This is a genomic window from Pseudonocardia sp. NPDC046786 (assembly GCF_040645415.1).
Taxonomy (GTDB): Bacteria; Actinomycetota; Actinomycetes; order Mycobacteriales; family Pseudonocardiaceae; genus Pseudonocardia; species Pseudonocardia kongjuensis.
On sequence record NZ_JBEYYF010000041.1, the window covers coordinates 1 to 12204 of the forward strand.

The following is a 12204-nucleotide window of genomic DNA, read 5'->3' on the forward strand; positions in this document are numbered from 1 at the left end:
CAGCCCACACCTTGTTCGGGACCGCGGCGATGGCGCCGCGTTCGCGGTCGGTGATCGCCCATCCCACCGAGAACTCGCAGGCCACGGCCTGTTGGCGCAGGCTGCGGATGTGGGCGAGGAACGCCCGGGTGCATCCGGCGGTGTCCAAGGCTTAGGGCCGACTCACGCTTGAAAGCCACCGGATCGACCGCGACGATCGTCGTCGCCCCGGCGGCCTGCGCCCTGGATGGCCGACAGGCCCACCCCGCCACAGCCGATCACCGCGACCGACGACCCGGGCTCCACCTTGGCTCGAAATTTCGGTACCCGTACCGGCCAGGCCGCGTGGGACCGACACGCTCTGGCGTCCGGTGCGAATGGTGATCTGCGCGCCGGGAGGCACTCGGGCCTCGAACTCGATCGCTGCGCCCTCGCGTTGGTCGTGCCACCACGGCTCACTTGCAGGGGTCGGCGTCAGGGCCGACCCGGCGGCCACCTCGGCTGCAGACGGCTCGAGCGGGACGGCCTCGATGACCTCGACGTCAAGCCGGGAGGGTCCGTTGGGTCGGAACGGGGAGGCTGGGACGGCCATGTCGATGGCCTGGTGGGGCCGGTGGGCGTTGTAGCCGGCCACCCATCCGTCGATCGCCGCCTGGGCGGCGGCCGCGGACTCGAACGGGGCGACGTGATCGAGGAACTCGGTGCGTAGCGTCTTGTGGAAGCGCTCGATCTTTCCCGTGGTGGTGGGCGAGCGGGGCTTGGTCAGCCTGGCGGTGATCCCGTTGTGGCGGCAGATCCGCTCGAAGCGCACCTCGACCGGCTGCGGGCGGGTGTGGCGGCCGGTGAACTGTTTTCCGTTGTCGGTCAACACCTCCGACGGGATTCCGTAGCGGCGCATGGCCGCGGTGAACGCCTCGCAGACCGCCCGCCCGGACGGCACCGTCAACACCGCGGCGGCCACGATGAACCGGGAGTGGTCGTCGATGCCGGTGAGCAGCTTGCAGGAGCGGCCGTCCGCGAGCGGCACCCCGCCGACGATGTCGAGTTGCCACAGGTGCATCGGCTCAGCGCGTTCCCAGCGCCGGTAGACCCGCTTGTGCTCCTGGAGCTGCGTGGCGACCAGCCCGTTGCGCACCAGGATCCGGTGCACGCTCGCCCGTGACGGGGCCGCCACCTCGCCGGTGCGGGCGAGCTCGTGGCTGATCCGTCGTGCACCCCACCTCGGGTGACGACGGCGCAGCTCGCAGACCAGAGCCTCCACGTCCGCGGCGATCCGCGTCGGGCTGTGGTGCGGACGATGGGAACGGTCGGCCAGCCCGGGCATTCCTTCCGCCCGGAAGCGCCTCCTCCAGTTGTCCACCGACTGGCGCGACGTGCCGAACCTGGCCGCCACCTCGCCGATCGGTGACCCACCAAGCACCTCGCTCACCGCCCGGTAGCGGTACTCAGCCAGAGCCTCTTGATCCACAACCAGAGACGATCATGAACATAACCACTGGTCGATGATCACTTGACGACGTTCAGTCAAGCATCTCCTGAGCCCTCACATTGACAGGCCCGTTGCTGTAGGACAGGGCCAAGCCCGGGGTTGTCGCGGTTGACGGTCCGGGCTGTCGACGACGGGTGAAGACTGGACAGGTGTCGGCGGCTGAAAAGTGACCACCCCTTCGAGATCGTGAGGGGGTGATCAAGGTGGAGGACTGGGCGGAGATCCGCCGGCTGCATCGGGCTGAGGGCGTGTCGATCAGTGAGATCGCTCGTCGGCTGCAGATCTCCCGGAACACGGTGCGGTCGGCGTTGAGCTCGGACCGGCCTCCGAAGTATCAGCGTCCGGCGCGGGGCTCGTTGGTCGATGCTGTTGAGCCGCGGGTGCGGGCGTTGTTGGTGGAGTTCCCACGCATGCCGGCCACGGTGATCGCCGAGCGGATCGAGTGGCCGCACTCGTTGACCATCCTCAAGGACCGGATCCGGAAGATCCGACCTGAGTACGTCGGCGTCGACCCGGCTGACCGCACGATCTATGAGCCGGGCGAGATCACCCAGTGCGACCTGTGGTTCCCCGACGTCGCGATCCCGGTCGGGGCGGGTCAGGCCCGCAAGCTACCGGTGTTGGTGATGGCCCAGGGCCACTCGCGGTTCCTGTCCGGGGTGATGCTGCCCTCGCGCCAGACCGGGGACCTGCTCTCCGGGATGTGGCAGCTCATCGCCGGGGTCGGGCGGGTGACGAAGATGCTGGTCTGGGATCGGGAGGCCGGGATCGGCGGCAGCGGGCGCGTCACCGGGCCGGCGGCGGCGTTCGCCGGGACCCTGGCCACCCGGATCCGGTTGGCGCCGCGCCATGACCCGGAGTTCAAAGGGGTCGTCGAGCGCGGCAACGGCTATCTGGAGACCTCGTTCCTGCCCGGACGCCGCTTCACAGGGCCACAAGATTTCAACGCCCAGCTCGATGACTGGCTGACCCGCCGCGCGAACACCCGCCGGGTCCGGTCGGTGCGCGCCCGGCCGGTGGACCTGCTCGAGGTCGACTACGCCGCGATGCTGCCGCTGCCCCCGATGGACCCACCGATCGGGCTCAACACTCGAGTGCGGCTGGGACGGGACTACTACGTCCGTGTCGACACCAGCGACTACTCCGTGGACCCGCGCTGCATCGGCCGCTACCTCGACGTCACTGCCTCCCTGGCCCACGTCACGGTGTTCTGCGACGGCCAGGTCGTGGCCCGTCACGAGCGGTCCTGGGCCAAGCAGGGTGTGATCACCGACCGGGCCCACGCCGCCACCGCTAAAGAGCTGCGCCACGAGTTCCACGAACGCCGCCGGGCCCATCAGCGCAGTGTCGATCGTCAGACCCGCCACCACACCGACGGCCACACCGTCGTCCTGCGGGCGCTGCCCGACTACGACGCCTTGTTCGGCGTCGAGTTCGACCCCACACCGGCCGGGCCGGCCGTGCACGACGCATCGGAGGACATCCCGTCATGAGCTCCCGCAACGGATCCATCGGATCCACCCCGACCACCGGTCCGCCCACCACACCGGTCCCAACTGCGACCGGAACGACGAAGACGACCACCAAGGCGACCAGCTCGGATGGGCTGCCGGCGCAGCTGGCCTACCTGACCCGGGTGCTGAAGGTCCCCACGATCGCGGCCTGTTGGGAACAACTCGCCGAGCAGGCCCGCGATCAGAACTGGTCCCACGAGGAGTTCCTCGCCGCGCTACTGGCCCGCCAGGTCGCCGACCGCGAAGCCGCCGGCACCACCATGCGGATCCGCACCGCGCACTTTCCGCAGGTCAAAACCCTGGAGGACTTCAACCTCGACCACCTGCCCTCACTACGCCGCGATCTGCTCGCGCACCTGGCCACGGGCACGTTCGTGTCGAAAGCGGAGAACGTGATCCTGCTCGGACCACCCGGGATCGGGAAGACGCACCTCGCGATCGGGATCGGGGTCAAAGCCGCCCAGGCCGGACACTCGGTCCTGTTCGACACCGCCTCCAACTGGATCACCCGCCTCGCCGCCGCCCATCACACCGGCACCCTCGAGGCCGAGCTGAAGAAGATCCGCCGCTACCGGCTGATCATCATCGACGAAGTGGGCTACATCCCGTTCGACCAGGACGCAGCGAACCTGTTCTTCCGGCTCATCGCCTCCCGCTACGAACAAGCCAGCGTCATGGTCACCAGCAACCTGCCCTTCGGCCGCTGGGGCGAGACCTTCTCCGACGACGTCGTCGCCGCAGCCATGATCGACCGCCTGGTCCACCACGCCGAAGTGCTGACCCTGTCCGGGGAGTCCTACCGCACCCGCGCCCGCCGCGAGCTCCTCGTCAAGGACCGCGCCACCGACTGAGCCAGGCCTGGGTGGTGACTTTTCAGGCGTCGACTTCTGCTCAGTTTTCAGGCGCCGTTGACACGGGCGGGGATCCGGCGCTCGGCGATGCCGTGGGCGAGCCGATTGCAGCCGAACGTGTCCGTGGGCGAGGACCGCGATCGGCGCAGTGGCCTCCCGGCGGCGAAGACCTGCGACGTCGCGGACCCGTGAGTCGACTTGTACGCGCACCCGGAGGGCGTGCGGGGTGAGGGCAATCTTGACTTCAGTTCTGAATAAATTATTGTTAGGCAGTTCCCGCAGACCGATGGAGGTTGCTTTGACCGTGGACGAGAGGACCGAGGACCGGGTTCTCGTCGAGCACTGGCTCTCCCGGGCGTCGGAGGCGCTGAGAGCCGGATCGGCTGCCGGGCTCCGCGAGCTGCTGCTGCCGGACGCGTACTGGCGCGACATCCTCGCCTTGACCTGGGACCTGCACACCTTCTATGGGATCGAGCAGATCGAGGAGGGTCTGCACGCCACGTTGCCGGCGAGGCGGATCTCCGAGCTGCGGCTGCGCGCAGACGTTCCGGTGCGGCGCGTGGTGCGCGCCGGGCGCGAGGCGCTGGAAGCCGTGTTCGAGTTCGCCACGTCTGAGGGCGGAGGTGCCGGTGTCGTGCGGTTGGTGTCGGAGCCGGGCGCCGAGCCCTGGGGCTGGACGGTGTTCACCGCCCTGCAGGACTTGGACGTCGAGGCTGTACCCACGCCACCCGGGGCGGCACCGGGAGGCCCGACAGAGCGGTATCACCGCGACTTCGCGGGGCCGAACTGGCTGGACCAGCGGCGTGCCGCCGAGCGGTACGACGACCGGGAGCCGGAGGTGCTCGTCGTCGGGGCGGGGCAGGCGGGCCTTGGCGTCGCCGCGCGGCTGCGCCACCTCGGGGTCGACGCGCTGGTGGTGGACCGGATCGAGCGTGTCGGCGACAACTGGCGCAAGCGCTACCACTCCCTCGTGTTGCACAACGAGGTGTGGGCAAACCACCTGCCGTTCATGGAGTTCCCCGCCACCTGGCCGACGTACATTCCGAAGGACATGCTCGCCGCCTTTTTCGAGGCGTACGCGACCTTCATGGAGCTGAACGTCTGGACCGGCACCGAGTTCCTTGGCGGGCAGTACGACGACGCCGTCGGGGAGTGGGCTGTACAGGTCCGTCGGACGGACGGCACGGTGCGCGAGCTGCGACCAAAGCATGTCGTCATGGCGGTGGGCGTCAGCGGGATCCCGTATGTCCCCGCGCTGCCGGGGATCGAGGAGTTCGGCGGAGAGGTGCTGCACTCGAGCGCGTTCGAGAACGGCTCGGACTACCAGGGCCGGCGGGTGCTGGTCGTCGGCACCGGGACAAGTGGCCACGACGTGGCCCAGGACCTGTACAGCCGCGGCGCCGAGGTGACGCTGGTCCAGCACGGGCCGACGACCGTGGTCAGCGTCGGGCCGCATGCGGCGGGGCGGGTGTACAACCTCTACCGCGAGGGCCTGCCGACCGAGGTGACGGACCTGATCAACATCGCCACGCCGTACCCGGTCATGCGCCACGGCTACCAGCTGCTCACTCGCGAGCTCGCCGAGCAGGACCGCGAGCTGCTCGATGGGCTCCGCGCAGTCGGCTTCCAGCTCGACAGCGGCTCGGACGCCACCGGGTTCCAGATGAAGTACATGCGCACCGGCGGCGGCTACTACCTGGACGTCGGCTGCTCGGGCCTGATCGTCGACGGGAAGGTTCGGCTCCGTCGTACGTCCGAGATCGAGGGCTTCGACGCGGCAGGAGTCCGGCTCTCCGACGGCGGGCACGAGCATGTGGACGTCGTCATCCTGGCGACCGGCTACAAGGGCCAGCAGGAGCTCGTCGCTCGGCTGTTCGGCCCGGAGACCGCGGAGCGCGCCGGCGCCGTGTGGGGCTTCGACGACGAGGGCGAGCTGCGCAACATGTGGCGGCGGACCGGTCAGCCCGGGTTGTGGTTCACCGCGGGCAGCCTGGCGCAGAGTCGGATCTTCTCCCGGTATCTCGCTCTGCAGCTCAGGGCGTGCCTCACCGGCGCTCTGGATCTGGTCCGCCCCGCGGACGCTCCCCGCGGCGTGTTGCGCGACCGCGACCTCGTCGACGTCTGGGAGGTCCTCCCGGACCCCGCCGGAGCGGCCGAGAAGGAGATCGTGTGATGAGTCGTATCGCCCAGTTCGCCCGGTTCTCAGCGAAGCCCGGTCGCGGCACAGAGGTCGTCGAGGCCCTCGAGGAGGCGTTCCTCGCCGCCGAGTCCGAGCCCGGGACCCAGGTCTACGCGATCCACGTGCAGCCCGACGATCCCAACGTGGTATGGATGTACGAGCTCTATGAGAGTGAGCAGGCGCAGCGGTCACATTCGGGGAGTCAGGCCACGGCGGCGCTGCGGGCTGCGGTGGGGGAGCTGCTCGACGAGCCGTTGACGGTGACCCGGGGCGCGGTGCACCACGAGTTCGGGTTGCCGGGCGCATGAGCATCGGTATGCCAGGCCCCGCGGACCACACCGATCGCCGACGCCGTCCGGCCGCGGACTGGACGTCGTGAGCGCGCACGGGGCCGGCGCGACCGAGACGGGGGAGCGGGTCGCCCGCGCACTCTTCGGTGACGAGCGGTACGAGGCCTCCCGCATAAGGGCCTCCGAGGGGTACCGGCGTGAGCTGCTGCGCCTCGCGGACGACGTCGTCTTCGGCACGGTCTACGCCTCCGAGGTTCTCCCCCTGCGGGAGCGCTCGCTGTGCACCGTGGCGGCGCTGACCGTGCTGGGCCGCGAGCAACAGCTCGCCGCCCACATCGGCGGGGCACTCAATGTAGGCGTCACCGAGGAGGAGGTCGCCGAGGTCGTGCGGCAGATGGCGATGTACGGCGGATTCCCGGCGGCGTTGAACGCGATGGCTGTGGCGGAGAACGTGTTCGCCGCGCGGAACGAGACTGCGACATGATCGGGGAGGTCGGCTTCATCGGCCTCGGCGCGATGGGCGGGGCGTTGGCCCGGCGACTGGCCGGGCAGTACTCGCTCGTGGTGTTCGACACCGAACCGGGCCGGCGCGATGAGCTGGTGGCCGCTGGGGCTCAGGCGGCCTCGTCCGCTGCCGAGGTCGCCCAACGGGCGTCGGTCGTGCTCACCTGTCTGCCCACCTCCAGGCACGTCGAGGGGCTCCTGACCGGCCCGGGCGGGATCCTCGCCACGCTGGGTTCGGGCGGCCTGGTCGTGGACTGCACCAGTGGCGATCCGGCCGCGACCCGTCGGCTCGCCGAGGCGGCGCGCGAGGCGGGCCACGCCCTGGTCGACGCGCCGGTGAGCGGCGGGCCGCAGGCTGCGGCCGCTGGCTCGATCGCGATCATGATTGGCGGTGCGATGGTCGATGTGGAGCGGGCGCGGCCGGTTCTGGAGATCCTGTCCCCCAACGTTCGTCACGTTGGCCCGGTGGGCAGCGGGCACTGCGTCAAGGCACTCAACAACCTGCTCGCCGCCGCGCACCGGATGCTCGCGTTCGAGGCGGCGGCAGTCGTCGCGGCGGAAGGCGTGAACCCGCAGACCTTCATTGAGGTCGTGAACATGTCGTCGGGGCGCAGCTACGCGACCCAGGTGACGATGCCGCGGCACTTGTTCGATGGGGACCTCGTCCAGGGCTTCTCACTCGGGCTGATGACCAAGGACGTCGGGCTGGCGGTCGGGATGACGGGTCCGCGGCTTCCCGGCCTCGGGCTCGGTGCCGAGGTGCTCGCCCGAGCGGAGGTGTTCCTGGAGCGCTTCGGGCCGGATGCCGACGTCAATGAGCTGATCGGCGCGTACGAGGAGCTGGCCGGGGCGCGCGTCGCGGTGAGCCGACGCCCGGACGGGAGCACCCGATGATGGCCGCGTCCACGGCATCGGTCACGGCGGCGCGCTTCGCCCGGATCCCGGCACGGTGGGCGGCGCCGAGGCCCTCGGAGTGGGCCCTCGCCGTGCTGGGACGGCCCGAGATCGGTTCGTTCCTGGAGGGCCCGGCGTTCGACCGGGCAGGCACGCTATACGTGTCCGACCTGGCCCATCAGCGGATCTTCCGGATCGACCCGGCCGGTGAGGTCGACGTCCTCGTGGAGTACGACGGGCGGCCGAACGGCCTGGCAGTGGACCGCGACGGTGGATTGTTCGTCGCGGACTACGCGAAGGGCCTGCTGCGGATAGTCCCGGACTCGGGGAAGATCGAGACCGTTCTCGCCGGGCACCGGCTCGAGCCCTTCCGTGGGCTCAGCGACCTCGTGTTCGGTCCGGATGGCGCGCTCTACTTCTCCGACCAGGGACAGAGCGACCTGCGCGACCCCGTCGGCCGGGTGTTCCGACTGGGCGCGAACGGGGACGTCGAGGTCCTGATGGAGGGTATCGCCAGCCCGAACGGGATGGCGCTGAGCCCGGACGGGGCAATGCTGTATGTCGCGGTGACCAGGGCGAACTGTGTGTACCGGCTTCCGCTTCGGCCTGGCGGCGGACTCGGAAAGGTGGGCGTGCACGTCTACTCCGGGGGCGGCACGGGAGGACCGGACGGCCTGGCCGTCTCGGCTGACGGTGGGCTCGCGATCGCACAGTTCGGATCCGGCCGGGTCTGGCTGGTCGACAGCGATGGGCTGTTGGCCGGCTCGGTGCGTTCGACCGAGGGCAAGGGCGTGACCAACGTGGCCTACGGCGGCCCGGACGGGCGGTCGCTGTACCTCACCGAGGCCGAGTCCGGCAGCGTCCTCGTCGCCCGCCTGCCGACACCCGGGACGGAGCTCTACTCACATGGGGGACGCTGACAATGCGCACGGAGGACGCTCGATGACTGCGGGGCCGGGAAGCGGGGCTCTTGACGGGCTCCTCGTGGCAGACTTCTCCCGGGTGTTGGCCGGGCCGTACATGACCATGTTGCTCGGGGACCTGGGCGCCACGGTCATCAAGGTCGAGTCACCGGAAGGGGATCAGACCCGAACCTGGGGCCCGCCATGGCGGGACGGTGAGAGCACCTACTTCCAGAGTGCCAACCGCAACAAGAAGTCGGTCGTGCTGAACCTGCGGGACCCCGCAGATCGCGAGCTCGCCGCCGAGCTCGCCCGCCGGGCGGACGTGCTGGTGGAGAACCTGCTGCCGAAGCGGATGCGCGCGTTCGGTCTGGACTACGAGACGGTCTCCCGCACCAACCCGGGCGTCGTGTACTGCTCGCTCACCGGGTTCGGTTCGCAGCCGGCCGGCGCCGAGCTGCCCGGCTTCGACCTGGTGGCGCAGGCTGCGAGCGGACTGATGTCCATCACCGGGGACTCCGACGGCCCGCCCACCAAGGTGGGCGCGGCCGTGGTGGACGTCCTGTGCGGGCTCTACGGCGGGTTCGCCACCCTTGCGGCACTGGGCGCCCGCCACCGGCTCGGTCGCGGCCAGCTGGTGGAGGCCAACCTGCTCTCCAGCGCGCTGTCGGCACTGGTCAACCAAGCGGCAGGTTTCACCATGGCCGGCAGCGTGCCGGGCCGGCTGGGCAACGCCCATCCGAGCGTGGCGCCCTACGAGGTCTACCGGGCCGCAGACGGCGATGTGGTGATCGCGGCGGGGACCGAGCGGCAGTTCCGCGGCCTGTGCATCGCGCTGGGCCTCGGGCGGCTGGCCGCGGACGAGCGCTTCGCGACCAACACGGCACGTGTCGCGAACCGCGAGGAGCTGCGCGAGCTGCTCGGCGCACCGCTGGCGTCAATGGGCAGGGAGCAGATCGTCGACCTGCTGCAGCTCGCCGGGGTTCCCGCGACGGTCGTCAACGATGTGGGGGCCGCCTTCTCACTGGCCGCGCGCCTGCAGCTCGAGGCCGTGTGGTCTATCGACGGCGTGGACCACGTCCGTGCACCCTTCTTCATGAGCGAGACCACCCCCCGGCCGACGTCGGCGGCGCCGGCGCTGGACAGCCACGGACCGGAGATCCGGGAGTGGCTCGGCACTCCACACAGCCTGGCCGGCGAGACCGGTGGTCCCGGACGGAGCGGTGTCGCTGGGACGGAGTAGGTCGCCGAGCGGGGAGGCGATCTGCTCCGTCCCACGGAGGACGGCGGGCGTGCGCGACCCGGCCGCCCGTGAGGAAGGACTCGAGCCGGTAGCTCTCGGCAGTGACGTCGGAGCGGGCGGGGCGACCGGCGGCGGACTCCCGCGGGCGCGAGCGGACCCCGGTGATGCCCACGGAGGCGTAGCGCAGCGCGCCTCTTCCGACGCGGTCGGTTCCGGTCGCGGGCACCGCCGTCAGCGGGTGCATCAGTTGCTCGGCGTCATCGGACGCCTGCCCGTCTGTCGAACGATCTCGCCCCCGAGCGGGTCTCGCTCAAGCAAGGCAACGAAGTGTAGACTGAAAATGTATTCACTCTTGATAGGCAATCAGGAAGAGGTGGGACGGATGGGACAAGTTGCGCAGGTCGCCCGCTTCGTGGCGAAGCAGGACGCCGTGGAGCCGCTTCTCGCAGCACTGGACGACGCATCGGCCGCGGCCGCGGGGGAGCCGGGCACACTGGTCTACGTCACCCACGTCGAGCGGGACGCGCCGCACGTGCTCTGGGTCTACGAGCTGTACGCGGACGACGAGGCGCACGCCGCGCATTCCGGCAGCGAGGCGACTGCCCGGTTACGCGCCGCCCTCGCGGAAACGCTTGCCGAGCCCCCGACGGTGACCCAAGCGGTGCCCCGTCGGCAGCTCGGTGTCCCGGCCAGCTGAGGGGCACCGGTGAGCGATGCGTGTGCAGCCGCAAGGGCTGCGGATCGAGGGACCAACGGGTTCCCGGGAGCCCCGCGACGGACCGACGCGGATGCGGACGAGCCGACCTGGAGTCCTGACGACCACCCGGGGAGCACCGCACCACGGGGAGGTGCACCGGCCCGTGGTGCCCCGGGATTCCCCGAGCTGGTCGGGGTCGGACGATGACTGCGCGGGCGCCCCGGGAGATCGGTCATGTCGTCGACGGAGTGCAGCTCGGAGAGGTCAGCCGGGAGCGTTTCAACCCTGCCCGCCCCGATGAACTGGTCAGCGTGACCCCGGCTGGTGATGCGGCCACGGCCGCGGACGCCGTCGTGAGCGCGACGGCCGCGCAGCGCGCCTGGGCCGCCCGCACCGGGCCCGAGCGCGGAGCGGTGCTCATGCGGGCCGGTGAGATTCTGGCCTCCCGAGCGGACCTCGTGGCCACCGACCTGGTCCGCGAGGAAGGCAAGACGCTCGCTGAGGCCACGGGGGAGGTGCATCGGGCAGCGAACGTGCTGCGATTCTTCGGCTCAGCCTGCTGGCAGGCAGACGGCGAGACGCTGCCGTCCTCAGCTCCGGGCACACACGTTTACACCCGCCGCGAGCCACTCGGCGTGGTCGGGGTCATCACCCCGTGGAACTTCCCGCTCGCGATCCCGACCTGGAAGATCGCTCCCGCCCTCGCGGTGGGGAACGCGGTCGTGGTCAAGCCGGCGCAGCTGACCCCGTTGTCGGTATGGCACCTCGCGGACTGCCTCAGTGCGGCGGGGCTGCCTAGTGGGGTGCTGAACGTGGTGTTCGGCAGCGGAAGCGTGGTGGGGGAAGCGATCGTTGCGGACCCCGACGTCTCTGCGGTGAGCTTCACAGGGTCTAGTGCGGTCGGAGCACGGATCGCCGCGGTGGCGGCGCAGCGCAACTGCCGGGTGCAGCTGGAGATGGGCGGTAAGAACCCACTGGTCGTACTGGACGACGCCGATCCCGCGGTTGCCGCGGACATCGCCTCGGCAGGCGCGTTCGGGCTGACCGGGCAGGCGTGCACTGCGACCAGCCGGGTGATCGTCACGCCAGGGGTGCGCCACGCCCTGACGGAGAACCTGGTGAGGGCGGCCGCCCGCTTCCAACCCGGCGACGGGCTGAACCCGGCCACCACGATGGGGCCGGTGGTCAGTGCCGGCCAGCTCACGACCCATCGGGAGTTCCTCTCGACAGCCCTCGCGGAGGGCAACCAGCTCGTGTGTGGATACGAGGAGCCCGTCGGGCTCTTCGAACACGCGATGGTCGTCACCGGGGTGGGGCGGAAGAACACCCTCGCCCAGGAAGAGGTCTTCGGCCCGCTCCTCGCGGTGATGACCGTCGAGGACCTCGACGAGGCGATCGCCGTGGCCAACGACGTCGCGTACGGGCTCAGCGCCGGGATCGTCACCAACGACCTGAGGGCGGCACAGCACTTCGTCGGGCACGCAGAGGCCGGCGTGGTGAAAGTCAATCGCCCGACAACCGGGCTTGATCTCAACGTTCCGTTCGGAGGGATCAAGGCGTCGTCCAGCAACACCTACCGGGAGCAGGGCCTGGGTGCGCTGGACTTCTATTCCTGGACCAAGTCCGTGTACCTCGGGGTCTGATCCGGTCCGGCGACAGCCG

Annotated in this window: 10 protein-coding genes and 2 pseudogenes; 10 read left to right on the plus strand and 2 right to left on the minus strand. The window is 70.2% G+C overall.

The annotated features are described in order from the left end of the window. Positions 1-182 precede the first annotated feature (182 nt). Positions 183-291, minus strand: a pseudogene (locus tag ABZ881_RS29570) (alcohol dehydrogenase); the annotation flags it as partial. A gap of 64 nt (positions 292-355) precedes the next feature. Then, positions 356-1453: pseudogene (locus tag ABZ881_RS29575) on the minus strand (IS481 family transposase); the annotation flags it as partial. A 209-nt stretch (positions 1454-1662) separates the two neighbouring features. Between ABZ881_RS29575 and istA the strand changes: the two are divergent. The 10 genes from istA (at position 1663) to ABZ881_RS29625 (ending at position 12185) form a co-directional block, all read left to right on the plus strand. Further along, positions 1663-2961, plus strand: coding sequence for an IS21 family transposase (istA, locus tag ABZ881_RS29580; protein ID WP_358489130.1), 1299 nt, complete (start codon positions 1663-1665; stop codon positions 2959-2961). Next, a complete protein-coding gene (istB, locus tag ABZ881_RS29585) occupies positions 2958-3833 on the plus strand; it encodes an IS21-like element helper ATPase IstB (protein WP_358489133.1) in 876 nt (291 codons plus the stop codon). The genes istA and istB overlap by 4 nt, the downstream gene beginning before the upstream one ends. A 304-nt stretch (positions 3834-4137) precedes the next feature. Beyond that, positions 4138-6006, plus strand: a complete 1869-nt coding sequence (locus tag ABZ881_RS29590; protein WP_358489134.1) for an NAD(P)/FAD-dependent oxidoreductase — start codon at positions 4138-4140, stop codon at positions 6004-6006. After that, positions 6006-6320: an antibiotic biosynthesis monooxygenase gene (locus ABZ881_RS29595; RefSeq protein WP_358489137.1), complete on the plus strand. Its 315-nt coding sequence runs from the start codon at positions 6006-6008 to the stop codon at positions 6318-6320. The genes ABZ881_RS29590 and ABZ881_RS29595 overlap by 1 nt, the downstream gene beginning before the upstream one ends. Before the next feature lie 67 nt (positions 6321-6387). After that, entirely contained in the window at positions 6388-6786 is a 399-nt protein-coding gene (locus tag ABZ881_RS29600; protein WP_358489139.1) for a carboxymuconolactone decarboxylase family protein, read from the plus strand. Next, the gene (locus tag ABZ881_RS29605; RefSeq protein ID WP_358489140.1) at positions 6783-7700 is read left to right on the plus strand and encodes an NAD(P)-dependent oxidoreductase; all 918 of its coding nucleotides are present in this window, start codon (positions 6783-6785) and stop codon (positions 7698-7700) included. Before ABZ881_RS29600 ends, ABZ881_RS29605 begins: the two co-directional genes overlap by 4 nt. Then, entirely contained in the window at positions 7700-8620 is a 921-nt protein-coding gene (locus ABZ881_RS29610) for an SMP-30/gluconolactonase/LRE family protein (RefSeq protein ID WP_358489142.1), read from the plus strand. The genes ABZ881_RS29605 and ABZ881_RS29610 overlap by 1 nt, the downstream gene beginning before the upstream one ends. A gap of 22 nt (positions 8621-8642) precedes the next feature. After that, positions 8643-9845 carry a CoA transferase gene (locus ABZ881_RS29615; RefSeq protein ID WP_358489144.1) on the plus strand — a complete coding sequence of 401 codons (1203 nt, stop codon included), beginning with the start codon at positions 8643-8645 and terminating at the stop codon, positions 9843-9845. Between the two features lie 340 nt (positions 9846-10185). Further along, entirely contained in the window at positions 10186-10542 is a 357-nt protein-coding gene (locus ABZ881_RS29620; protein ID WP_358489147.1) for an antibiotic biosynthesis monooxygenase, read from the plus strand. 248 nt (positions 10543-10790) lie between these two features. Continuing rightward, a complete protein-coding gene (locus tag ABZ881_RS29625) occupies positions 10791-12185 on the plus strand; it encodes an aldehyde dehydrogenase family protein (protein ID WP_358489149.1) in 1395 nt (464 codons plus the stop codon). The last annotated feature ends 19 nt before the right edge of the window (positions 12186-12204 follow it).